This is a genomic window from Micromonospora humidisoli, assembly GCF_016900955.1.
Classification (GTDB): Bacteria; Actinomycetota; Actinomycetes; order Mycobacteriales; family Micromonosporaceae; genus Micromonospora; species Micromonospora wenchangensis.
Window position 1 is genome coordinate 476114 of the sequence record NZ_JAFEUO010000001.1, and the last position, 23222, is coordinate 499335.

Here is a 23222-nt window from a genome sequence, read left to right on the forward strand (position 1 = left end):
TCGACTACCGACACGTGTAACCCGGGGCGGGTCAGGTCACGGCGGCCAGAAGGTCGCTCAGCGCCCGCGCGTCCGCATCGTGCACCGGGGTCTGCAGGACCATGGTGAGCTGTGGGTGCTCCACCAGCCGCAGGTGGGACAGGTCCAGCTCCAGCGCGCCGGCCCGGGGGTGCGCGAGCCGGTTCACCGCCATGCTGAACTCCGCCACCGGATAGGACTCCCACCAGCCCAGGAAATCGGTGCTGTCGCGGGACAACCGGTCGACGACCTGGGCGAAGCGGGGGTCGCCCGGGTATTGCCCGGCGGCGGCCCGGAACTGCGCCACGATCATGCGGGCGGTCTCGTCCCAGTCGAGCAGCAGCCGGCGTACGCCCGGATCGCGGAACAGCAGCAGCACCAGGTTGCGCTCGTCCTCCGGGATCTCGGCGAAGTCGAGCCACAGTGCGGACTGGGCGGCGTTCCAGGCCAGCACGTCGAACCGATGGTCGATGATGTAGGCCGGGTTGGGCTTGACCGCGTCCAGCATGCGCTGCACCGCCGCCAGCACCGGCTTGTCGTCGCCCGGTGCGGGCGGTAGCGACAGGCTGGCCAGCACGAACAGGTGCCGACGGTGTTCGTCGCCCAGCCGCAGCGCCGTCGCCAGCGCGTCGATGACCTGACGCGAGGCGGGGATGGCCCGGCCCTGCTCAAGCCACGTGTACCAGGTCAGGCCCACGCCGGACAGCTGCGCCACCTCCTCGCGGCGCAACCCCGGGGTCCGGCGTCGGTTGACGCCGTCGGGTAGGCCCACGTCACCCGGCTTCAGCTCCGCCCGCCGTGCCCGCAGAAAGGCCGCCAGCTCCTTGCGGCGTGCCGCGTCGTCCATTGTCCTGGCCCCCATCATCGACCCCACGCAGGCTTTTTCCTCGATACTAGCAAGGCTGATACCAGTATATCTGGCCCCTTGTTGCAGATGGGTACCGCAATGTATGGCGGGTTCGCCCGTAGCGAACGCCACGACCGACCATAATCGATGATTTGGCAGTTCCGGGCGTGAATGTGCAAATGCTTCACCGGCTCCGTGAGTCCTGTTCAACTGCGATTCCGTGTAGTCGCTGAACTTGTTCGCGGAAGGGGCCGCAGTCATGGCTTCCGACGCAGTCCGTCGCTTAACTCGGAAGGGCAAGGCGAACAACGGAGCCGCCGACGAACGCAGCGGCGAGGTTGTCCAGTTCGCACAAACCCAAAGGGAGCTCAAATGAGCAGACGGATTCTCGTCGTACTCTCCGAGTACGGCTACTGGGCAGAGGAACTGGTCGGGCCGGTCGAGGCATTCGACAGCGCCGGCTACCAGGTCACCTTCGCCACGGCGAACGGGCGCCGGGCGCACGCACTGCCGCCGAGCCTGGACCCCGACTACATCGACCCCCCGCTGGGCCGCTCGGTCACCACCGTGGACATGGCCAACCGTGGCCGCCGGCTGGACGAGTCATCCCGGCTGGACAACCCGCTGAGCATCGCGGATCTGATCCCCGAACGCCCGTATCTCAGCTCGCTCAACCCGCTGCGCCGGCTCGAGGAATACTACCGCGAGCTCAGTGCCTCGGTCGGTGACCTGGTCGCCAGCTTCGACGCCCTGGTGCTGGTCGGCGGCAGCGGACCGATCGTCGACATGGCCAACAACGAACGCCTGCACGAGGTCGTACTCGGTTTCGTGGCCGCGGACAAGCCCATTCTCGCGGAATGCTACGGCGTTACGGTGCTCGCCTTCGCCCGGGACCTGGAGACGCGGGCCAGCATCATCGCGGGCAAGCATGTGACCGGGCACCCCAAGGAGTACGACTACAAGGACGGAACCGGCTTTCTGGGCGTCGAGTTCAACATGGGCCCGCCGCCGTACCCGCTGGAGTACATCCTGCGCGACGCCACCGGACCGGGCGGACAATTCCACGGCAACGTCGGCAAGGAACTGTCGGTCATCGTCGACTACCCCTTCATCACCGCGCGTTCGACGCCGGACTCGGCGCTGGCCGGCGCCAAGCTGGTCGAGACGCTGGAGCAGGGATTGCGGCGGGACGGCTGGTGAGCACGGCGGGCACGGGCCACGGTCCGGCCGGACGGCCACGGACCGGCAAGGCGGCCCTCGTGGAGCAGTTCGCCGCGGACGGCCTGACCTACATGTTCGGCAATCCGGGCACCGTGGAACAGGGGCTGATCGACGAGGTCACCGACTCGGAGATCGACTACCTGCTCACTCTGCACGAGTCGGTGGCGGTGGGCATGGCCGACGGGTACGCCCGGGCCACCCAGCGCCCCGCCCTGGTCCAGCTCCACAGCGGCGTCGGGCTCGGTAACGGCATCGGCATGCTCTACCAGGCCAAACGGGGGGGATCACCGCTGGTGGTGCTGGCCGGGGAGGCCGGAGTGCGGTACGACGCGATGGACTCGCAGATGGCCGCCGACCTGGTCGCGATGGCCCGTCCGGTCACCAAGTACGCGACCCGGGTGATCGACCCGGCCTCGCTGCTGCGGGTGATGCGGCGGGCCGTGAAGATCGCGATGACCCCACCCCGGGGCCCGGTGCTGGTCGTGGTGCCGGCCGACGTGCTGGACGCCAACGTCACCGATCCCGTGGTGCCGACGGTCATCCCGGACACCCGGGTGCTGCCCGAGCCCGCCGTGCTCGCTGCGGCCGCCGAGATCCTGGCCGCCGGCCGTCGGCCGCTCGTGCTCTTCGGCGACGGCGTCGCCACCAGCGGCGCCCAACGGGAGTTGGCCGCGGTCGCCGAGCTGCTCGGCGCGCCCATGTGGGGAGTGAACTCCTCGGAGGTCAACGTCGACAGTCGGCATCCGCTGTACGGCGGGCAACTCGGGCACATGTTCGGCGCGGACAGTGCCCGGACGGTGGCGGACGCCGACACGGTGCTCATCGTCGGCACCTACGTCTTTCCCGAGGTGTTCCCCGAGCTGACGAGCCCGTTCGCGCCGGACGCCCGGATCGTGCACGTCGATCTGGACGCGTACGAGATCGCCAAGAACCACCCGGTCGAGCTGGGTGTCGTCGCCGACCCGAGGCTCACCCTCGCCGGCCTGGCCGCCCGGTTGGACCGGCCGGGCCGGCAGCGACCACCGCGCTGGGACGGCGCGGCACCGCCCGGCGACGAACCGGGCGACGACGCGGGACTGATGAACCGGTTCGTCAGGACGCTGGTCCGCCGCGCACCGGACGACCTGGTGATCTTCGACGAGGCGCTGACCGAGTCGGGTCCGCTGGCGGTGCACGCACCGCCGCGGGTGCCGGGCCGGTTCTTCCAGACCCGGGGCGGTTCGCTCGGGGTCGGCATCCCCGGCGCGCTCGGCGTCAAGCTGGCCCGCCCGAGTCAGCAGGTGGTGGGCTTCACCGGCGACGGCGGCAGCATGTACACGATCCAGGCGCTGTGGACGGCCGCTCGGCACGACATCGGTGCCAAGTTCGTGATCTGCAACAACCGCCGCTACCGCCTGCTCGACCTCAACATCGAGCAGTACTGGCGGGATGGGGGCATCCCCGCCCACCTGCACCCGGACGCGTTCGACCTGTCCCGGCCCGCCATCGACTTCGCCGCGCTCTCCCGCTCGCTCGGGGTGCCCGCGCAGCGGGTGAGCACCCCACAGGAGGTGCCGGCCGCAGTCGAGGAACTGCTCGCCACCCCCGGCCCGTTCCTCATCGATCTGGTCACCGACTGACCACCGTCACCCGAAGGAGCAGACCATGCCCGACGCCCTGAGCGTCGAAGCCGTCCAACGGTTCGTCCAGGACTGGTACGACGCCCTGGACCGGCACGACCCGATCGACGCCGTGGTGCCGTACCTGGCCGACAACGGCCTCACCATGCAGTTCCCGGAGGCGACCCTGCGCACCGAGGACGACTTCCGCGGCTGGTACGACACCGTCACCCACCGGTTCTTCGACGAGATCCACGAGGTCAAGCGAGCCGACGTCGAGCTGCTCTCGCCGCTGCATGCCGACGTCTCGGTCCTGGTCAACTGGCAGGCCCGGGTGTGGAACCCGCCTGCGGCGACCAGCGAGTGGCTCGGCTTCGACGCCAGCCAGACCTGGTCGGTCGTCCTGCAGGACGGCCAGCCCCGGATCCGTTCCTACGCGGTGGACGACCTGGCCCCGATGCCGGGTTCCGCCCAACTGTGACCGCCGCACCCGCGGCGGCACCCCTTCCGGTACCCGCGCACCGCGGGACCACCGAGCACCACGAGACAAGGAGACCACCATGTCCGAACTCACCCCGCAGCGGGTCAAGGACGCCTACGACGCACTGATGTCCGGCGACCGCGCCCGGGCCGCCGAGTACTGGGACCCCAAGGTCCGCTTCCTGACCCCCGGTAACCACCAGTACGCCGGCTGGCACGAGGGCCTGGAGACCTTCCTCGACTTCATCGACAAGGTGCAGGAGGCCTCCGGCGGCTCGTTCGTCATCGACCCGGTCACCATCCTGGTGAACGACGAGGGCTACTCCATCGACGTGAACCGGACCTCCGGCACCCGGGCGCACGCCGCGGCCGGCGCCGAGTCGCCGTACGAGCGGCTGCAGATCGAGGGCCTGCACCTGCTCAAGTGGGTCAACGGGCGGATCGTCGAGGGCCGTGGCGCCATCTTCGGCGACGGCCTGACCAACTTCAACCAGTGGTGGTCGCCGGTCGGCTCGGACGGCCGCCGGGTCACCGTCTGATCTCTTCCCGCACTGCCGGGCCGGCCGCCGTCCGGCGGCCGGCCCGGCCCTTTCCCCGAAGGATCACGATGACCACGCACGGATACCACCCGCAACGCGGTCGCCTCGCCGGACGCCGAATCGGCATCCTGCTCGAAAGCGACTACGTCGAGCCGGAGATCTCCTACTACCGCCTGCGATTCGCCGAGGAGGGCGCCGAGGTCGTCCTGCTCACCCGGCTGTGGGGCAACGACTCGCTGACCTTCACCGGTCACGAGTACCGGGCGCCGCTGACCGTCGACGGTGACCTGGAACGCCTCGACTTCGCCGAGATCGCCCGGCTCTCCGCGCTGATCGTGCCGGCCGGCATGGTCGCCGACCGGCTCCGCTACACCGAGGACGTCGATCGCCCGGCACCGGCCGTGCAGTTGCTGCGCCGCGCGTTCCGGCTTCCCCACCTGGTCAAGGGCTTCATCTGCCACGGCCTCTGGCTGATGTCGACCTCCCCCGAGCTGATCGAGAACCGCTCCGTCACCTGCCACAACAACCTGGTCGGCGACGTACGCAACATGGGCGCGAACTACGTCGGCAGCGACGTGGTCGTCGACGGCGACCTGGTGACCGGGCGCACCGTCGAGCAGGCCCATGTCTTCGCCCGCACCGTCATCGACCGCATTCTCGCGACCGAGGAGATCCTGCCGTGACCCGCTTCTCGCACGTGGCCCTGAACTGCCGCCGGCTCGACGACACCGAGGAGTTCTACACCAGGTGGTTCGGCTTCCGGCGTACCCAGCACTTCGACCTCGGCGACAGCCAGATCGTCTTCCTGCGCTCCGGCGACGTCTACCTGGAGCTGTTCGGCCTGCGTGAGCCGGTGCAGGAGGCGGGCCGGCCCACGGCCGACGGGCCGCCGGCTCCCGGGACGGTGCGCCACATCGCGTTCCAGACCGAGGACGTCGACGAGTTCGTGCGGGCGATGGGCACCGCCGCGCGGATCACCCTGGGGCCGCTGGACTTCGACGGCTTCATCCCCGGCTGGCGTACCGTCTGGCTCACCGACCCGGACGGCGTCGTGGTCGAGGTCAGCCAGGGCTACCGGGACCCTCAGCCGTGCCAGGGCGGTCACGGTGAGCGCTGAGCCACTCGCCACGCGCACCATGTCCGACACCGTCGGCGGGTACGTCGTGGCCGGTGACGGCAGCCGGATCCGGGTGCGCACTTTCGGCGGCGACGTCGTGTCGCTGCACCTGACCGACAGCACGGATGCCTGGCTGCTACCCAACCTGGGCGCCGAACGGGTCTCGGTCACCGGGCGGCTCGGCGACGAACTGGTGCCGGGCCGGCTGATCTTCGCCTACGGCCCGGCGTACGTCGAGGCCGGCTCGGTGCGCCACACGTCACAAGAGATCGTGGTGGTCGGTAGCGCCGCCGAGCCGTACCTGTTCGAGCGGCCCGGGTGGTGGGTCGACCAGCTCCGGTCACTGGCCGGGTTCTACCGCCGGGCGCAGTTCGGGACGGGGCCGGCCGACTTCGCCGCCTACCGCACCGGCATCGACCTGGCCGGGGCCCGGCTGATCGGGGACCGCCAGGAGACCGACACGCTCGCCCGCCTGGTGTACGGGATGGCGACCGCCTACCTGCTCACCGGGGACGCCGACTTCCTGGACGTGGCCGAGCGCGGCGCCGAGTACCAGCAGCGGCACCTGCGGGTGGTGGATCCCGAGCGTGCCGTCACCTACTGGCAGCACGCGTTGGACGTGGGTCCCGGGCCACGCCGCGCCGTGCTCGCCTCCGAGTTCGGCGACGACGCCGGCGCCCTGGCCGCCTACGAGCAGATCTACGCGCTCGTCGGGCTGGTGCAGACCTACCGGGTCACCGGCGACCCGGCGTTGCTGGCCGATATCGAGGGCACGGTCCGGCTCTTCGAGACGGTCTACGCCGACCCCCGACGGGGTGGCTACTACTCGCATGTGGATCCGGTGGAGCTGGACCCGCACGCCGCCTCGCTGGGGCCGAACCGGTCCCGGAAGAACTGGAACTCCGTCGGCGACCACGCACCCGCCTACCTGTTCAACCTCTACCTGGCAACCGGCGAGGAACGCTACCGGCGGATGTTGGAACACACCTTCGACATGATCGTGGAGCACTTCCCCGATCCGACAGGGTTGCCGCTGGTCCGGGAACGCTTCCACGAGGACTGGACGCCGGACACCGGGTGGGGATGGCAGCAGGACCGCGGCGTGGTCGGCCACAACCTGAAGATCGTCTGGAATCTCCACCGGATGCAGGCGCTGGTAGGCAAGGCCGAATACCGGGCGGTTGCCGCCCGGCTCGCGGCGGACCTGCCGGCGATCGGCCGAGACCCCTACCGCGGCGGCTGGTACGACGTGCTGCACCGGCGGCCACACCGCGGCCGGCACGAGTTCGTCTGGCACGACCGCAAGGCGTGGTGGCAGCAGGAACAGGCCATCCTCGCGTACCTCAGCGGCGCCGCACACCACGGGTCGGTCGGGCCGGGCGGCCTCGACTACCTGCGGCACGCGCGCGAGGCCGCGGCGTTCTACAACGCCTTCTTCCTCGATCAGGAGGCCGGCGGCGTGTACTTCGCGGTGCAGGCCGGGGGCATCCCGTATCTGCGCAGCGGCGACGAGCGCGCCAAGGGCAGCCATTCGATGAGCATGTACCACTCGGCCGAACTGGCCTATCTGGCCACCGTGTACGGCGACCTACTGGTGCGCGGGGAACCGCTCGACCTGTGGTTCAACCCGCGATCCGACGCCCGTTTCCCGGACGGGTTGCTGCGGGTGGCCCCGGACGTGCTGCCCCGGGGCCGGGTGCGGCTGGAGCGGGTGCGGATCGACGGCACCGACTTCACCGACTTCGACCCTGCGGGGCTGCTCGTGCGGTTGCCGCGCTCCGCGCACCGGCTCACCGTGCAGGCCACCCTGCGAGCGGACGACCGTGGCCGGTGAGGAGGGCCTGCGGTCGCGGCCCGGCACCGCGAGCTTCGGTGGCACCCGGCTGCTGGCCGGGGGTGTGGAGTTCACCGTGCCGGCCGGCGTCGCCCGGCAGACCTCGCTGGTCCTGGTGGACCCGGACGAGGGACGCTGGCTGACCGAGGTGCCGGTGCCGGACGTCGGCCACGACGGCGGCCTGCTCAGCGTCGTCGTCCTCGGGCTGGACCCGGACCTGGTCGACTACCACTACGTCCAGGACGGCCGGGCGGTGCTCGATCCGTACGCCCGGGTCCTGCTGCGGAGCCTGAACGGCCCGGACGGATGGCGCTGCCGGATCACGCCGGGGCGTGCCCCGGCCCTGCCCGGTGCCGGTGCGCTGGTGCCTGACGGTCCGGTGGCCACGGCGGCGCTGGGTGCCGGTGGGTACCGGGCGCTCGCGGACCGGATCCCGGAGTTCCTCCGCGACGGCGTCCGAGCGGTGGTGCTCGCCGGTGTGCTCGCCGCCGACCATCACCACTTCGCGCCCGGCGCCGGTGGGCTGCCGGTGGGCCTGTTCGCCGCCGCCGGCCCGGGAAACCGGCCGGACGGGGAGTGCCGGGCGCTGATCCGCCACCTGCGCGATGCCGGACTGGCAGTGCTGCTCGACATCAGTTCGGTGGCGCGCATCGCGGAGGGTGACGGGTGGTTCCTGCGGGAGGCGCTGCGGTGGTGGGTGCACGACTACGGAGTGGATGGGTTGCAGCTGCCTGACAGCGCCGTTCCGGCCGGCCGGGAGCGGGACATGGCCGAGGCGTTGCGGTCGGACCGGCTTCTCGCCGACCGGACGTCCCTGGGTGCCCCTCGCGGCGACGGCCGCACCGGTGCGACAGGCCCAGCAGGGCGATGACGGATGCCATTGCGGAGCGTGACGAAAGGCGGCGCTGACGGTGACGAAGAGGCGCGGCCGTGGAATGCCGACAACGTTTTGTAATCATCGCGCCTCAAGCTGCCATATCGATGAACATTGCGACACCGTGAACGAGAGACAGGTACCACGATGCCCTACCGCCCATGGACCGATACGGCCCTGTTACCGGCGCGCGACGGTCTCACCCGGTTCGCGCACCAGATCATGGCCGAGATGCCCCGCGCGGATCAGCGCCGCTGGGGCGAGACGTACATACGCGGCCTGCTGCTGGGTAACGGCCGGCGTTCGGTCCGAAGCATCGCGGAGGGTGCTGACGTCCCGGACGCCGTCCAGTCTCTGCAGCAGTTCGTGAACCAGAGCCCCTGGGACTGGGCCCCGGTCCGCCGCCGAACAGCCCGCTATGTCGACGAGCACATGACCACGCACGCGTGGCTCATCCGCCCCATATACATCCCCAAGCGGGGTGGCCAGACCGCCGGTGTCGCCCGCCGCTACGTCCCCCGGACCGGCCGCACCCTCAACTGCCAGTACGGCCTGGGCCTCTTCTTGTCGGACGCCGAGACGAGTGCGCCCGTCGACTGGCGGCTGGTGCTGCCCTCACCGGCCGGGACCGGGGCACGCTCGTGGCTCCCCGGCCGCAGAGAGGTGGGCCCGAGCGAGCAGAGCGAGTGGTGCCACGTGCTCGCGATGGCCGACGACGTGGCGGCGGCGGTGCCAGTGCGTCCCCTGGTGGTCGGGCTGCGGCACGTCACCGGCGTGGAACGACTGTTGCAGGGCCTGCGGCAGCGCGGCCTGCCGTTCGTTGTCGAAGTCAACGACAGCATGCCGGTGCTCCGCCAACTGGCCCCGTCGTCGCTCCCGGGCGGGGCCAGGCCCGGGCTGACCCAGATCCGTTCGCTGGTGCAGGAGACGACCGCGCGCCGGCAACCGGTCATGTGGCGGCAACTGCACGACGCCGCCCTGCACCGCTCGTATGTCACCACCGTACCGGTCCGGCTGCCGGGCACCGTGGCCGGCTCCGGCGGCGGAGCCGACTGCCTGCTCGTGGCCGTCTGGTCGGCGGCGGCCACCAGCGCGGCCAACTTCTGGCTGACCGGCCTGCCGGAGTCGCAGGTGGGTCACGTGCTCACCCTGGCCCAGCTCGCCGCGCGCCGCGAGCGGGACGTCGACACGCTGAGTGAAGGGTACGGCCTGCTGGACTTCGAGGGCCGCTCGTCGCGTGGCTGGCACCACCACATGACGCTCGTTTCGGCCGCCTATGCCTTCGCCCAGCTGGGGACCTGCTCCCAGCAGCAGGAGCAGAGGGCCGGCTGAGCGCGGGTGCCCGGGCGCCGCGACCGGACCGGCAACCGGTCGCGGCGTCCGAGGCCAGCTCATCCGAAGGACAGGACCCTCCGGTGCTGCACCAGCTCACCGGCCGGGGGAGTGCTGCCGGCCGGCCGGGTGGCCAGCCAGAGGACGTCACGGGCCGCCTCGTCCGGGCTCTGCGCCGACGACATGTCATCGAACCAGGGGCGCGAGGCATCGGTGTCGACCAGGCCGGGACACACCGCGCCGACGTAGACGTCGTGCCCGGGCCGGTCGCGCTCCATCATCCGGGCGGCCACCCGGGCCGACGCCACCTGGCCGACCTTCGACGGAATGTTGATCCAGCTCGGCCAGCCCCGGGCCTCGGCCTCGCCCTTCTGCACCAGGCGGACGTATTCGTCCATCACGTTCTCGACGTCCTCCAGGCTCATCCGGTCGGTGTCGAAGGCGCTCCACAGCGGTCTGGGCAGGTGCCGCCGCGAGCCGAACGAACTGGCCACCACCAGCAGCCGGGCGTGCTCGTTGAGGAGCGGCAGGAAGTGGTGCAGCATGCGATATGTGCCGTGGTTGTTGGTGTCCACGAACTCGGCCACCTGCTCGGCGGGGGGCAGTTCCCGCGAGATCCGGGCTGCGGCATTGGAGATCAGCACGTCCAGCCCGCCGTGCCGCTCGCGAATCATGTCGGCCGCCGCCGCGACGCTGGCCTCCACCGTCACGTCCAGCGGGTGCAGCCGCGGGGCGAGACCCTCGGCACGCAACAGCTCCACCGCCTGCTCACCACGCGCCGGGTCGCGGGCCGTCAGGTAGACCTGCGCCTCGGGCCCCAACTCCCGGCACAGCGCCCGCACCAGGGCCAGGCCCAGCCCTTGATTGCCGCCCGTCACCAACGCGACCGCCATCTGCCGCTCTCTCCCATCGCGCTGCCACATCCGCCTCCTCCACGGTAGACGGCGCGCGATTACCCCGAGGTAACCGCGACGGCGTCGGTCTGCTCCCCGTGGGCCTCCAGCACGTCCGACCCGTGTCGCTCGGCCCAGCGAGACAGCATCTCCACCGGCTCTACCAGGGTCTGCCCCAGCGGGGTCAACTCGTACTGCGTGATTGACGGCTGCTCGGGCAACGCCGAGCGCCCGACCAATCCGTGCCGCTGTAGTCGCCGCATCGTCTGGGCGAGCACCTTGGACGACACGCCACCGATCAGCGCCTTCAACTCGTTGTGCCGCCGGGGACCCTGACTGAGCCCGTAGATGACCACTACGGACCACTTGTCCGCCAGCAGCTCGATGGCCAGCCGTGCCGGGCAGTCCGCCAGGAAGACGTTCCCCGGCCGTATGAATACGCCCACGCAGGCATAGTACCCGCAGCGTGAGAAAATCGTGTTGTTAAGGTCACTCTCCGGAGCGGGAGGAGGCCCTCCTTCGCGGTGCGGGTAGGCCGCCGCCCCTCGGTCGCGGGGGCGGCGCACGGCGAAAGGGTGGGCGCACGGCGTGACGGGTATCCGAAGAACGACCTTGCCCCGCGCCGGACGGGGCCGTAGGTTGCATTGATGATCCTGAGTGGGCAGCCGGGCTCCGGCTCTCCTTGCGATGCTGGTCACGGCGACCCGCGGCCCGAGGACCTCGGTGGGATCGCCTACCTGCGGGGGCTCACCAGACGTGGGTTCATCACGGCCGCGGCGTTGGCGGCGTCGGGGGTGTCGGCCGCCTTCGCGGTGCTGCCCGACGCCGCTCGGGCCGCCGGCAACTATCAGCGGCCGTGCGGGAACGTTCGGATCTCCAGTTCGTGGCAGGACCACCGGAGCCGCACGCCGCCCTCGGGCGAGCCGGGCACCGACTACGCGGTCGGCGCGGGGACCCCCGTGGTGGCCGCGGCGAACGGCACGATCCGTCTGGTGAAGACCGACACCTCGACCGCGGCCGGACGCGTGGTGGGGATGGCCCACGACGACGGCAACTACACCCGGCACCTGCACCTGTCGCGGATCGCCGTCGCCACCGGCCAACGCGTCTCCCGGGGCCAGACGATCGCGTACTCCGGCTCCTCGGCGAACGGCAGCGAGTCCGGCGTGGGGCCGCACGTGCACACGAGCCTCTGGCTGAACACCGGCGCTCCGACGAACTTCGGCGCGACCGTCGACTTCGAGAACCATGTCGGGGACGCCACCGACCCGAACCCACCGGACCAGGAGGTTGATGAAGTGTTCATCGCGAACGTGCGGGGCAGCTGGTATCTCGTCGTCCCGCAGGGCACCGCCAAGCCGCGGGCGGTGGTCCTCGGCGGCGACAGCAACGCCGCCGCCGCCGGCCTGCCCGTGCTGAACTTCACCTGGGATCCGTCGATCAACGCGCTCCGGGGGGCGGTCGACGGCATCGGTTGATCTCCGCCGGCGTCCGCCGGTCGCTCGGCCGTACCAACCCCCGGGTCCCCCGGGGGCCGTTCGCGGTGCGCCGTGGACGGGGTGGCGGGCGTCACCCCGGCGTCATTAGTGTCCTCAATGGACGGCGCTCCGGTGGTGCGGGCATGATCGGCTACCGCCATGGGGCTGCTGAGAAGCCTTTCGGCTCCCAGGGCTCGCCGCCCGCCGTGCCGGTCTATGGCTTCCCTCAGGCCCACGAGGTCCAGTCGAGTCCGCGGCGTTCTTCCCGGCCCTGACCCGCGACGTGATCCGGCCGCACCGGCGGGACGAACCAGGGCGCGCCGTCGTGGTACCGCTCGGCGGCGGTCTGCTGTTCAACGGCTTTCTGATCGTCGGCCGGCAAAGCCGGAGCGGTCGGCGGCATCGACCATGCCGGGAGTGTCCGGGCACCCGGGAACGCGTGGTCGACCCGGCCCAGCGCATTGCCGGCCGCGAATCCTTCGCCCCGGGCCTGACACGACGAGCTGATCAACCGGGTGGACCGCCCTTCGCGCGGTCACCTCACCTCTGGTTCCCCGTCGGTGCTGGTGGGCGCTTGATCACCAGCACCGGACGAGCCGGTCGGGCATGCCTATGATCAGGACCGCAGGCATGTCCGCGCTGGTCCACCCCCTGGTGGAGCTGTCACCCATGATCGAAGGACGCCCATGGCCCGCCCGTACGCGCCCGGACCGAAACGGTTCGTCTTCACCGCCGAGGCGGCGGGGCAGAGTGTGGTGCTCATGCCCCGGGCGGGGGTGATCTCCCGGATCAGGCAGGGGGACCAGCCCTGGTCGGAACACCTTCGGACCGGCCGGGCCAACCGCTGCCTTCCGGGTGCGCACCGGGCCACGCCGCGACGCCGAGTGCGCCAGGTGGTCGTGAGCAGCGGGTGCCGGGTGGGTCGCGCAACGCCCTGGGCCCGCAGCGGCCGGGTCCGGCCGCTGCCGGTGCGCGGGAGGTCGGAGCGGTGAGAGACGTCGTCTTCGCGCGCCGTGGCAGCGGCTGGCTTCCGCAGGTGATCCGTACGGACGGTGAGCTGAGGCTGAGGCTCGCCGCCGGGGCCGACGTCAACCACGAGCCCCGGACGTTTACGGTCCCGATCGGCGCGGCCCATCTCGCGGTGATCCGGGAGGACCTGGCCCGACACCTGCTGCTGTTCAGTGCGCTCCTGCCACTGTGCGACGCCGCCGGGACCGGGGGTGGGCTCGACGAGGACGCCGCCGTCGCCCTGCTGGACCCGGTGCTGCTCTCCGCGCCTGCGGACGTCGATGCGCTCTTCCGGCGTATCGAATGGGACCGGAGCCGGCTCGTCGCCCATGGGGCCGACCTCGACCTCCTGGAGCGCGGTCAGGTCTACGCGGCGATGCGGGCCGCGACGGAGACACCGGACGAGAGCCGTGCCCAGGAGTACCACGCGGCCCGCCGTCGCGCCGAGCGCGGGGTGGTCCTCGGGCCCCTCGATGCGGGGGTCCTGCGGTTCACGGGCCAGTACCTGCACGGCGCGACGCTGCCCAGGCGGCTGCCCGATGCCGTCGACCCTGCCCTGCTGCCCCAGGTCATGCAGGTGATCGCCACCGCGGAGCAGGCGTGCGCCGGGATGCGGATCGGCCTCGATCCGCGCCGGGGGAAGCGGGCGACCGACAAGCGCGACTGGGAACGGATGACGGCGACCGTCGACGCGGCCGTACGCCGGGCGTACCCCGATCTCGTCGACGACGCGGTGCGGACGGTGAGTTTCCTGATGTGCTCGGAGGCCGCGGACCGCGCCCGGAACAGCCGGGCGGACGACGACGAGGCTGCCGACGAACACCCGGAGGTGGACGACGGCGCGCGGAAGACCGCCCTGTCGTTCACCGATGACAAGGGTGACGCGCAGACGTGGCTGCGGGGCGGTCCCCGTACCGCCTCCGCCGCCTTCTGGGACTTCGTCGCCGATCGCTCCGCCGGCGACAACGAGGTGTTCACCATCGAGGACGAGGAGCGGGGCGAGGGCATCCAGCTGCACTTCTATGCCGACTCCATCGCCCGGATCACGACGGTGCGGCCCGGGGTGGCGGGGTCGGCTCCGCAGTACCGGGTCGAGTACCGCCTGGTCGACGGGATCGGCGGGTACCGGACCCTGGTCGGGGTCTTCGTCCGTGGTGGTTGCGCCGCACTCGACCGGCACGGCCCGTGGACGCCGGATGTCGCCGAGATCGAGCGGGCGCGTCGTCGGCGCGACGACGGGTAGTCCCGGAGGGGAACCCACCCGCGCCGCTGCGTTCTCGACATCGGCGTCTCACGATGCGTGGAATTGATCGACATGGTTCCGTGCTGTCGGCGATACCACCGTTGCCTGTGATCGCGGCGCGTCATGATTCGTCGGTGCAGGGGACCCCGCAACCCGGCCCACCACCCAGTCCGTGATGTGCCCGATATCGGCCAGGCGTGTCATTGAGGATTTTTCGGAAAGCGAGATGAAATCCGACCGTGCTCTTGTATCCCACCATCTCGGGTATCGAACTCAGTGGGGTTTTGGTGTAGGTGAGCAGTTGAACGGCCTCCTGCACCCGGCGTCGGGTGAGATGCAGTGCGGGCCCTTCCCCGACGAGGTCCCGGAATGTCTTGGCGAAACTCGACCTGGACATGCCCGCGCGCTGGGCCAGCAGGTCCAACGTCCAGGGTCGTTGAAACTCCCCGTAAATGGCCGACAGGGCACGGCTGACGCCGGGGTGGCCGAGTGCCCGTAGCCCCGGTGCGTCAACCGTCAGCTTGCGCAACACCACTCGGAGCGCGAGCACGAAGACCATCTCGAAAGCGCGAAGGGTCACCAGCGGGCTGCCCGGTTCGCGGCGTTCGGTCTCCGCCACGAGTGACTCCAGTGTCCGGAGCAGGAGAGGCTCGTGGTCGAGCTCGGGTTTTCCCAGCATGAAGATCGGTGGGAGCGAGCGGTACAGCGGGGGCTCGCCGCCCGGGTCGTAGTTGAGGCTGGCGCACATCAGCTCGGTGACCGGGCCCGCCTCGCCGATCCGGACAATCGCCGACTCGCCGAGGCGGCGTTCGGGGAGCACGCTACGTAACGGCCGGGTCGGGGTCGGGGATCCGTCCCCTAATGTGTGCGCGGTGCCATAGGGAAAGATCGCCAGGTCGCCCCGTTGCAGTAGAATAGGCGGCCGACCGGGAAGTTTGACGTAACAACTATTTCGCAGGGCGTAGTGCATCACCGCGCAGTGGTCGTCGTCGCCTTGGACGTTCCATGGGCCGCGTGCGATCCAGCGGCTGTGAAAAACGCTGACCAGACGTATCGGTCTGAGCAGCTCAGCCAAGACGTCAAGATCATTCATGGACGATCCTTAAGTGGAAGCGGAAAGTTCTTAATTGATCGTACCTAAGTCTTCCATGAATATTGCGGGTGACAGCGGGCCGTTTGGCCGCGACGATCGGTAAACCACTTGCGGATTTCAGGACAAGCTCCATGCACGGGGGGCCTTCCTGGCGTAACGCTGAGTTTTGCGGGCTCGACCCGGTCGCATGCCTCTCGCGACGTCCGGTCACGCCTGCCCTGACGACGCGTCGCCAGCCGGCCGTCCGGCACGGACGAGATGGAGAGGACGCCGATGCGGATACTCATCGCCGGGGCGGGCATTGCCGGCCTGACCGCGGCCCTGAGCCTGCACGCGGCCGGTCTCGACGACATCCGGCTGGTCGACGCCGCCCCCGAGATCCGTCCCCTGGGCGCGGGGATCAACCTCCTGCCCAACGCCGTCCGGGAGCTCGCCGCCCTCGGCCTGGACGAAGCGGTCGGCGCGTCCGCCGTCTCGACCACCGAGCTGGTCTACTTCAGCCGGCACGGCGAGGTGATCTGGCGCGAACCACGGGGCCGGGCCGCCGGTCACCGATGGCCGCAGCTGTCGGTGCACCGTGGGAAGTTGCAGATGGTGCTCCTCGCCGCCGTCGAGGAACGCCTCGGCGGACAGCGCGTCCGGGCCGACGCCCGGGTCACCGACTTCCGGCTGCTGCCCACCGGCCGGGTGCAGGTCAACCTGGCCCACCGCACCGGCGGCACCACCACCACCGAGGCGGACGCGCTGATCGGCGCGGACGGCATCCGCTCGGGCGTTCGTCGCGTGCTCTACCCCGGTGAGGGGCCCCCGGTGTGGCAACGGCAGGTGGTGTGGCGGGGCATCGCCAAGATCCCGCCGTTCGCCGACAACCGGTCGATGTTCATCGGCGGCGACCGTACGTGGAAGGTGGTCGCCTATCCGATAGCGCCCCGGCCGGACGCCGCCGGGCTGGTCGACACCAACTGGGCGGTGGCCCGCACCTTCGGGCCGGACGAGGTGGTCGACCGGGCGGAGTGGGACCGGGTGGTGGACCCGGCGAAACTGCTGGCCGCGCTGGACGGCTGGGTCTTCGGCCCACTGGACGTCGCTTCCCTCGTCACCGCCGCCAAGGCCCCCTTCGAACAGGCCATGGTCGACCGCGATCCGCTGCCCCGCTGGACGTTCGGGCCGGTGACCCTCATCGGTGACGCCGCCCACGCGATGTGTCCGATGGGGTCCAACGGCACCACCCAGGCGATCGTCGACGCCCGCGCCCTGGCCGCCGCGGTGGCCGGTCACCCGGAGGTCGACACCGCCTTCACCGCCTACGAACGGGAGCGGCTCGACCGGATGACCCTGCTCCAGAACTGCAACCGCGCGTTGGGTCCCGAGGTGGTCGTCGCGATGGCGGACCGGGCCAGCTCCGTCACCCGGCCCGGCCCGTCGGCGAGCGCCCTCGACCGGGAGTTGGCCGAGGTCTCCCGACGCTACGCGGAGCTGGGCGGCTTCGACGTGGCGATGGCCAACACCGACTCGTCCTACTCGGTCCGCCGCCGACCCGGCCCCGGCCGACCCACCCCGCAGGAGACCGGCTCCTGACCCTTCGCCGGACCACCGATCCACCCGCCGGCGACCGCCTGCCGTACCCCATAACCAAGGAGATCAGACATGACGCGAACCGGTGAGCAGTACCTTGACGCCCTCCGCGACGGCCGGGAGATCTGGCTGGACGGGGAGCCGGTCAAGGACATCACCAGGCACCGCGCCTTCCGCAACACGGCCCGGTCCATCGCCCACCTCTACGACCTGACCCACGAGGCGGGGTTCGCCCCGACCCTGACGGTCGAGTCCGGATCGGGCGAGCGGATCCACCGGGCGTTCCACATCGCCCGCAGCTACGAGGACCTGGTCGCCAGGCGGAAGGCGCACAAGATCTGGTCCGAGGCGACCTTCGGGTTCCTCGGCCGGTCACCCGACTACATGGCCTCCGGGCTCGCCGGGTTCGCCGCGCTGCCCGAGGTCTTCGCGGGTGCCGGGTTCGACGGTCGGGAGAACGTCGCGGCGCACCACCGGCGGATGTCCACCGGTGACCTCTACCAGGCGTTCACCATCACCAACCCGCAGATCGACCGGACCCGGTCGGCGTCCGAGCAGGAGGAGAACGACCTCTACCTGCGGGTGGTCAAGGAGACCGACGGCGGCATCGTGGTACGCGGCGCGAAGATGATCGGCACGGCCGCGGCCTTCGGTGACGAGGTGGTGGTGGGCACGATCGAACCGCTGGCCCCGCAGGATGTGGAGTACGCGCTCAGCTTCTCCGTCCCCCTCGACACCCCCGGGTTGAAGTTCGTCTCGCGTACCTCGTACGAGGCCAGCGCCCGGAGCGTCTTCGACAACCCGCTCTCCTCCCGGTTCGACGAGAACGACTCGTTGCTCGTCTGTGACGACGTCTTCGTGCCCTGGGAGCGGGTGCTCGTCTACCGCGACGTGGATGCCAGCCTGCACCAGTGGTGGGCGACGCCGGCGTACAACAACTTCGTCCACCAGTCGGCCACCCGCTTCTGGACGAAGCTGGAGTTCCTCACCGGTCTGGCGATCCTCATCGCCAAGGCGAACAACACCTATCAGCTCCCTCCGGTGCAGATCCAGATCGGTCGCCTGATGAGCTGGGTCAACATCGCCCGCTCGATGTTGATCGCGGCCGAGACGGAGTTCGTGCCGGTCGGGTCCGACGGCGGTGTCATGATCAACCCTGAGATCGCCTCCGCGCACCGGGCCATGGCCGGTGACATCTATCCGAAGGCGGTCGCCGAGGTCAAGCTGCTCGCCGGCGGCGGACTGATCCAGTTGCCCGCCTCCGGCTACGACCTGCTCCACCCCGAGCTGGGGCCGGTGCTCGCCAAGTACGTCCGCTCGCCCGGCCACCCGGCCGAGGCGCGGATCAAGCTGCTCAAGCTCGCCTGGGACGCGTTGGGCTCGGAGTTCGCCTCCCGGCACGAGCAGTACGAGCGCTTCTACCACGGCGCACCGCACGTCTACCTGCCGGCGGTGGTCCGCGACGGCCGGCCGGACCTGTGCGAGCAGCTCGCCCAGTCCTGCCTGGACGGCTACGAGCTGGACAACTCGATGTACGGCGCCTCATGACCGATCGCAAGGTCTCCCCGGGCGGCGCCCCGGCGGCCGGTGCCGTCGGGGTGCCCCACCGCTGGCGGGCGCTGGCGGTGCTCGCCTGCACCCAGTTCCTGCTGATCCTCGACACGGCGATCATCAACGTGGCCGTTCCCTCGATCGGCGCGGATCTCGACATCTCACCCACCGGGCTGTCCTGGGTGGCCAACGCCTACCTGATCACCTTCGGTGGCCTGCTCCTGCTCGGCGGGCGTAGCGCCGACCACGTCGGTCGCCGCCGGGTCTTCGTCATCGGCCTGGTCGTCCTCGTGGTCGGCTCGGCGGTGGGCGCGGCCGCGGACTCGGCCGGCTGGCTGATCGCCGGCCGGGCGATGCAGGGCCTGGCCGCCGCGCTGGCCGCTGCCGCCGCCCTGGCGCTGGTGCTGGGCATCTTCCCGGAGGGTCCGGAACGCCATCGCGCCCTGGGCATCTTCGCCGCCATGGCCGGTGCCGGGGGTGCCGTCGGCACCGTGCTGGGCGGACTGCTGACCGACTCGCTCGGGTGGCGGTCGACGTTCCTCATGAACGTCCTCGTCGGGGCGGTGCTGGTCGTCCTGGCCCTCCGGCTGGTGCCTGACATGCACGAGCCCGGGGACCGCCGGGCCTTCGACGCGATCGGCGCCGGCACCGTCACCGCCGGACTGGGGCTGCTGGCGTACGCGTTGGTGTCCACCGGCAACCTCGGCTGGCTCGCCGGCCGTACGGTCGGCGCGGCAGTGCTGGCGGTGCTGTGCCTGTTGGCGTTCGTCGTCGTCGAACGGCGCAGCAGCCACCCGTTGGTGCCGTTGGGTGTCTTCCGGCGGCGTCGGCTGCGCACCGCCAACGTCCTGGGCGGGTTGGCCCAGCTCATCCTCTTCCCGACGTTCTTCTTCGTCAGCATCTATCTCCAGGACGTGCTCGGCTACTCGCCACTGGGCGGTGGGCTCGGTCTGTTGCCGATGTCGCTGGTGGTGATCGGGGTGGCCGGGATGTGCGAGCGGCTGATCGCCCGGCTCGGCCTGGAGGTCGCGATGACGGCCGGCTTCGTCCTGGTCGCCCTGGGCATGCTCTGGCTGTCCCGGCTCTCCCACGACGGCGACTTCGTCTCCGACGTGCTCGGCCCGACCGTCCTGCTCGGCATCGGGCTGCCGCTGGTCACCGTGACGACGAACGTCGCGGCGACGGCCGAGGCGACGGTCGCCGAGGTCGGGCTCGCCTCAGGGCTGATCAACACGAGCCAACAGATCGGCGCGGTCGTCGGTCTGGCGGTGATGGCCGGGGTGGCCGCCGCCCGGACCAGCCAGGTGACAGGCGACGATCCGGCCCGGCTGGACCCGGCGGCGACCACCGCCGGCTTCCAGGCGGCCTTCCTGGTGGGTGCGGTGGTCGCACTCGTCGCGGCGGTGGTGGCGGTCCGGCTCCGTCGGGCCCGGCCGGTGACCCCCGGTCCCGCGACAGTCTCCGGACGGTAGGCCGTCGCGGGACCGCGCGTCCGGCGGGCGGGGCGAGGGCCCGTCGGACACGCCGGTCCGCGACGGCAGGCGATCCGGTCCGCCGGCCGGTCCCGCTCGGACCCGGCCGGCACGAGGACCCGCACCGACGGGTCCTGCACGAAGCGCCACGTCCCCGGACACCGGCGCTGTCTACCACGATGCAAAGGAACTGAATGATGACCACAGAGCAGGGCAGGCAGTATCTGGTGTTCGGCGCGACCGGCGCCCAGGGCGGCGCGGTCGCCCGGACCCTCGCCGAGCGGGGCCACCCGGTGCGCGGTTTCGCCCGCCGGGACACCGGGTCGGTCCCGCCGGGGGTCAGCCTGGTCACCGGCGACCTGGCCGACCCGGCCGCCGTGCGCGAGGCGTTCACGGGCGTCACCCACGCCGCCGTCACCCTCCCGCTGGTGTACGACGCACAGACGGTCGCCGGCTACGCGCGCAACATCGCCGACGCCGCCCGGCAGGCCGGTGTGCAGCTGCTCGTGTTCAACACCAACACCTGCATCCCGGACGAGGCGACGCCGTACCCGGCGTACGAGACCCGGCGGGCCACGGAGACGATCCTGCGTGACAGCGGTGTTCCGCTGATCGTGCTGCGCCCGCCGGTCTACCTGGAGAACCTGTTCAACCCCGGGGTGGGCGGAGCGTTGGCCAACCAGAACGTGCTGGCCTATCCGCTGCCCGCCGACCGCCGGGTGGCCTGGCTGTCGCACGGCGACCTGGCCGCGGCGATGGTGGCCGCCCTGGACCGGCCGGATCTCGTCGGCAGGTCGGTGCAGTTCGGCGGCGGCGAGGTGGTGACCGGCCCCGAGCTGGCCGAGATCTTCTCCGGGGTGCTCGGCAGGCGGATCAGCTATCTGCCGTTGGAGGTCGACGCCTTCCAGGAGGGGTTGGCCTTCGCGTTGGGCGGGCCGGCCGCCACCGGTGTCGCCGGCATCTACCGCTGGGTCGGCCAGGAGGCCGGCCGGGACCTGTTCGACCTCGACCCGGCAACGCTGCCGAAGGCGTTGAACGTCGGTCCGCGGCCGATCGCCGAGTGGGTCGCGGCCCAGCCGTGGCAGCAGTTCGCCCAGGAGAACCAGACCGAACCCTCCTAGGGGGTCGCCTGGGCAGTCCGGCCGGCACACCGGTGTGCCGGCCGGACTGCCCAGGCAGTGACGACCCACCGCTCGCAACGGCGCGGGGGATCCGCCGTACGACCTTTGCGGAAGGGACTCGAACACATGTGGTCAGCACGACGGCAGTCGGGGGAGCCGATCGCGGTGATCGGTGCAGGATGCCGCCTTCCTGGCGCGCACGGCACGACGCAACTCTGGCAACACCTGGTCGACGGTCGGGACCTGATCGATGAGGTTCCGGCGGACCGGTTTCGCATCGACGACTACTTCGCTCCGGCGCCGCCGCCACCGGGCCGTACGAACAGCCGCTGGGGTGGGTTCGTCACCGGGGCCGCCGAGTTCGACGCCGAGTTCTTCGGCATCGACGACGAGGAGGCGGCGAGCCTCGACCCGCAGCACCGGATGCTGCTGATGACCGCGTGGGAGGCGCTGGAGGACGCCGGTCAACTGCCCGAACACCTCGCCGGCAGCCGGACCTCGGTGTTCGTCGGGCAGAGCCAGGCCGACTACTGGGATCTCCAGAGCGCCCGACTCGACCGGCTCGGCCTGGCCGCCGTGCTCGGCGGACAGCAGCGCAGCATGGCCGCCGGTCGGCTCTCGTACGCCTTCGACCTGCGGGGGCCCAGTCTGACCGTGGACGCCGCCCAGGCGTCATCGGGGGTGGCGGTGCATCTCGCGGCGCAGAGCCTGCGCTCGGGTGAGAGCACGATGGCCGTCGTCGCCGGGATCAACCTGGTCCTCACGCCCACACCGGCGGTGATGTTCGGCCAGGCGGGGGTGTTGTCCGGCAGCGGGCGGTGCAGGTTCGGCGACGACACCGCCGACGGGTTCGTCCGTAGCGACGGCGTCGTGGTCGTGGTGCTCAAACCGCTCACCGCCGCGCTCGCCGACCACGACCGGATACGCGCCGTTCTGCTCGGCAGCGCGGTGAGCAACGACGGTCGGGCCAAGTCCGAGCTGGCCGCGCCGTCGGTGACCGGTCAGACGACCGCGATGCGCGCGGCGTACGCGGCGGCCGGGGTGCGCCCGGCGGAGGTCGACTACGTCGAGGCGCACGGGACCGGCACCCGGATCGACGCGGCCGAACTCGTCGCGATGACCGGGGTGCTGGCCGAGGGACGGCCCGCCGGCCAGCCCTGTCTGGTGGGGTCCATCAAGACGAACATCGGCCACACCGAGGCCGCCGCCGGTCTGGCCGGCCTGGTCAAGGCGATGCTCTGCCTGGAACACCGGCTCGTGCCACCGAGCCTGCACTTCCGCCACCCCCGGTCCGACGTCGACTGGGACCGGGTGCCCCTGGTCGTACCCGGTGCCCCGACCCCGCTGCCCGACCGTGGCCGGCCGGCAGTCGTGGCGGTCAACGGGCAGGGCATGTCCGGCACCAACGTCCACCTGGTGCTCGCCGAGGCGCAGGCGACCGACCGGCCCGACGCCGGGACGACCCGGCCGACGGGAGCGTCCGACCCGGGCGTCGAGGGGTACCCGCTGGTGCTCAGCGCCCGCACCCCGGCCGGCCTGACCGAGCTGATCCACAGCTACCTGGACTATCTCGCGCCCGCAGGCGCGGGTGCCGCGTTCGACCTGCGGGACATCTGTTACAGCACCAACGTCAGGCGTCGGCGCTACGCCCACCTGACGGTCGTGCGGGGCCGTACCCGGGACGACCTGATCCGCGAGTTGCGCGCGGTGCTGGCCGACGGGCCGGGGGAGAGCGTGCCGGACCCGGCCGACCTCGGGCCGGCGGGCCGACTGGTGCCGCTGCCTCCGCGCCCGTGGCGGACCTCCCGGCACTGGCTGCACTGGGCGGTGCCGCCGGGCCCGCAGCACGCCTTCCGTGGCTGACCGGCGGTAACCGCCGCCACCGAACCGACCCACCTCACCGGGCGCGGCTGTGCCCTGGCGTCTCC

General features: G+C 71.1%; 21 protein-coding genes. 16 read left to right on the forward strand and 5 right to left on the reverse strand.

Annotated elements, in window-relative coordinates; genetic code table 11:
- Positions 1-31: 31 nt before the first annotated feature.
- The gene (locus JQN84_RS02110; protein WP_204956694.1) at positions 32-865 is read right to left on the reverse strand and encodes a helix-turn-helix transcriptional regulator; all 834 of its coding nucleotides are present in this window, start codon (positions 863-865) and stop codon (positions 32-34) included.
- Positions 866-1237: 372 nt separating this feature from the next.
- On the opposite strand from JQN84_RS02110, the gene JQN84_RS02115 reads away from it, so the two are divergent.
- The 9 genes from JQN84_RS02115 (at position 1238) to JQN84_RS02155 (ending at position 9860) form a co-directional block, all read left to right on the forward strand.
- Positions 1238-2065, forward strand: coding sequence for a type 1 glutamine amidotransferase domain-containing protein (locus JQN84_RS02115; RefSeq protein ID WP_204956695.1), 828 nt, complete (start codon positions 1238-1240; stop codon positions 2063-2065).
- Entirely contained in the window at positions 2062-3705 is a 1644-nt protein-coding gene (locus tag JQN84_RS02120; RefSeq protein ID WP_307820957.1) for a thiamine pyrophosphate-binding protein, read from the forward strand. Before JQN84_RS02115 ends, JQN84_RS02120 begins: the two co-directional genes overlap by 4 nt.
- 25 nt (positions 3706-3730) lie before the next feature.
- Positions 3731-4165: a nuclear transport factor 2 family protein gene (locus JQN84_RS02125; protein ID WP_204956697.1), complete on the forward strand. Its 435-nt coding sequence runs from the start codon at positions 3731-3733 to the stop codon at positions 4163-4165.
- A gap of 79 nt (positions 4166-4244) precedes the next feature.
- Positions 4245-4703, forward strand: a complete 459-nt coding sequence (locus JQN84_RS02130; protein ID WP_204956698.1) for a nuclear transport factor 2 family protein — start codon at positions 4245-4247, stop codon at positions 4701-4703.
- A gap of 68 nt (positions 4704-4771) precedes the next feature.
- Positions 4772-5386: a DJ-1/PfpI family protein gene (locus tag JQN84_RS02135; RefSeq protein ID WP_204956699.1), complete on the forward strand. Its 615-nt coding sequence runs from the start codon at positions 4772-4774 to the stop codon at positions 5384-5386.
- Positions 5383-5820, forward strand: coding sequence for a VOC family protein (locus tag JQN84_RS02140; RefSeq protein ID WP_204956700.1), 438 nt, complete (start codon positions 5383-5385; stop codon positions 5818-5820). The genes JQN84_RS02135 and JQN84_RS02140 overlap by 4 nt, the downstream gene beginning before the upstream one ends.
- Complete coding sequence (locus JQN84_RS02145; protein WP_204956701.1) at positions 5810-7654, forward strand: AGE family epimerase/isomerase; 1845 nt, start codon at positions 5810-5812, stop codon at positions 7652-7654. Before JQN84_RS02140 ends, JQN84_RS02145 begins: the two co-directional genes overlap by 11 nt.
- A complete protein-coding gene (locus JQN84_RS02150) occupies positions 7644-8525 on the forward strand; it encodes a hypothetical protein (RefSeq protein WP_204956702.1) in 882 nt (293 codons plus the stop codon). Before JQN84_RS02145 ends, JQN84_RS02150 begins: the two co-directional genes overlap by 11 nt.
- Positions 8526-8675: 150 nt before the next feature.
- On the forward strand, positions 8676-9860 hold the full coding sequence (locus JQN84_RS02155; protein WP_443673884.1) for an IS701 family transposase: 1185 nt from the start codon (positions 8676-8678) through the stop codon (positions 9858-9860).
- A 59-nt stretch (positions 9861-9919) separates the two neighbouring features.
- Here the strand turns inward: JQN84_RS02155 and JQN84_RS02160 are convergent, their stop codons facing one another.
- Positions 9920-10753: an SDR family NAD(P)-dependent oxidoreductase gene (locus JQN84_RS02160; protein WP_204956704.1), complete on the reverse strand. Its 834-nt coding sequence runs from the start codon at positions 10751-10753 to the stop codon at positions 9920-9922.
- A 59-nt stretch (positions 10754-10812) separates the two neighbouring features.
- Entirely contained in the window at positions 10813-11199 is a 387-nt protein-coding gene (locus tag JQN84_RS02165; RefSeq protein WP_204956705.1) for a winged helix-turn-helix transcriptional regulator, read from the reverse strand.
- 201 nt (positions 11200-11400) lie between these two features.
- Between JQN84_RS02165 and JQN84_RS02170 the strand changes: the two genes are divergently transcribed.
- The gene (locus JQN84_RS02170; RefSeq protein ID WP_204956706.1) at positions 11401-12231 is read left to right on the forward strand and encodes a M23 family metallopeptidase; all 831 of its coding nucleotides are present in this window, start codon (positions 11401-11403) and stop codon (positions 12229-12231) included.
- A gap of 226 nt (positions 12232-12457) precedes the next feature.
- Here JQN84_RS02170 and JQN84_RS02175 read toward each other — a convergent pair whose 3' ends face one another.
- Positions 12458-12742: a hypothetical protein gene (locus tag JQN84_RS02175; RefSeq protein ID WP_204956707.1), complete on the reverse strand. Its 285-nt coding sequence runs from the start codon at positions 12740-12742 to the stop codon at positions 12458-12460.
- Positions 12743-13219: 477 nt separating this feature from the next.
- Here JQN84_RS02175 and JQN84_RS02180 point away from each other — a divergent pair, with 477 nt between their 5' ends.
- Entirely contained in the window at positions 13220-14482 is a 1263-nt protein-coding gene (locus tag JQN84_RS02180; RefSeq protein WP_204956708.1) for a DUF6357 family protein, read from the forward strand.
- 121 nt (positions 14483-14603) lie between these two features.
- Here JQN84_RS02180 and JQN84_RS02185 read toward each other — a convergent pair whose 3' ends face one another.
- The gene (locus tag JQN84_RS02185) at positions 14604-15575 is read right to left on the reverse strand and encodes an AraC family transcriptional regulator (protein ID WP_204956709.1); all 972 of its coding nucleotides are present in this window, start codon (positions 15573-15575) and stop codon (positions 14604-14606) included.
- 273 nt (positions 15576-15848) lie between these two features.
- Here JQN84_RS02185 and JQN84_RS02190 point away from each other — a divergent pair, with 273 nt between their 5' ends.
- From JQN84_RS02190 to JQN84_RS02210, 5 genes are all read left to right on the forward strand, one after another.
- Positions 15849-17153 carry an FAD-dependent monooxygenase gene (locus JQN84_RS02190; RefSeq protein WP_204956710.1) on the forward strand — a complete coding sequence of 435 codons (1305 nt, stop codon included), beginning with the start codon at positions 15849-15851 and terminating at the stop codon, positions 17151-17153.
- Between the two features lie 69 nt (positions 17154-17222).
- Positions 17223-18698 carry a 4-hydroxyphenylacetate 3-hydroxylase family protein gene (locus JQN84_RS02195; protein WP_204956711.1) on the forward strand — a complete coding sequence of 492 codons (1476 nt, stop codon included), beginning with the start codon at positions 17223-17225 and terminating at the stop codon, positions 18696-18698.
- On the forward strand, positions 18695-20173 hold the full coding sequence (locus tag JQN84_RS02200; protein WP_204956712.1) for an MFS transporter: 1479 nt from the start codon (positions 18695-18697) through the stop codon (positions 20171-20173). Before JQN84_RS02195 ends, JQN84_RS02200 begins: the two co-directional genes overlap by 4 nt.
- 197 nt (positions 20174-20370) lie before the next feature.
- Complete coding sequence (locus JQN84_RS02205) at positions 20371-21294, forward strand: SDR family oxidoreductase (RefSeq protein WP_204956713.1); 924 nt, start codon at positions 20371-20373, stop codon at positions 21292-21294.
- A gap of 165 nt (positions 21295-21459) precedes the next feature.
- The gene (locus tag JQN84_RS02210) at positions 21460-23157 is read left to right on the forward strand and encodes a beta-ketoacyl synthase N-terminal-like domain-containing protein (RefSeq protein ID WP_204956714.1); all 1698 of its coding nucleotides are present in this window, start codon (positions 21460-21462) and stop codon (positions 23155-23157) included.
- Positions 23158-23222: the final 65 nt, after the last annotated feature.

Bases quoted from the DNA above. Each gene is read 5' to 3' on its own strand.
- JQN84_RS02135 (WP_204956699.1), top strand. From the start codon at position 4,772: ATGACCACGCACGGATACCACCCGCAACGCGGTCGCCTCGCCGGACGC.
- JQN84_RS02205 (WP_204956713.1), top strand. From the start codon at position 20,371: ATGACCACAGAGCAGGGCAGGCAGTATCTGGTGTTCGGCGCGACCGGC.
- JQN84_RS02130 (WP_204956698.1), top strand. From the start codon at position 4,245: ATGTCCGAACTCACCCCGCAGCGGGTCAAGGACGCCTACGACGCACTG.
- JQN84_RS02200 (WP_204956712.1), top strand. From the start codon at position 18,695: ATGACCGATCGCAAGGTCTCCCCGGGCGGCGCCCCGGCGGCCGGTGCC.
- JQN84_RS02110 (WP_204956694.1), bottom strand. From the start codon at position 865: ATGGACGACGCGGCACGCCGCAAGGAGCTGGCGGCCTTTCTGCGGGCA.
- JQN84_RS02185 (WP_204956709.1), bottom strand. From the start codon at position 15,575: ATGAATGATCTTGACGTCTTGGCTGAGCTGCTCAGACCGATACGTCTG.
- JQN84_RS02195 (WP_204956711.1), top strand. From the start codon at position 17,223: ATGACGCGAACCGGTGAGCAGTACCTTGACGCCCTCCGCGACGGCCGG.
- JQN84_RS02190 (WP_204956710.1), top strand. From the start codon at position 15,849: ATGCGGATACTCATCGCCGGGGCGGGCATTGCCGGCCTGACCGCGGCC.
- JQN84_RS02160 (WP_204956704.1), bottom strand. From the start codon at position 10,753: ATGGCGGTCGCGTTGGTGACGGGCGGCAATCAAGGGCTGGGCCTGGCC.
- JQN84_RS02155 (WP_443673884.1), top strand. From the start codon at position 8,676: ATGCCCTACCGCCCATGGACCGATACGGCCCTGTTACCGGCGCGCGAC.
- JQN84_RS02125 (WP_204956697.1), top strand. From the start codon at position 3,731: ATGCCCGACGCCCTGAGCGTCGAAGCCGTCCAACGGTTCGTCCAGGAC.
- JQN84_RS02115 (WP_204956695.1), top strand. From the start codon at position 1,238: ATGAGCAGACGGATTCTCGTCGTACTCTCCGAGTACGGCTACTGGGCA.
- JQN84_RS02170 (WP_204956706.1), top strand. From the start codon at position 11,401: ATGATCCTGAGTGGGCAGCCGGGCTCCGGCTCTCCTTGCGATGCTGGT.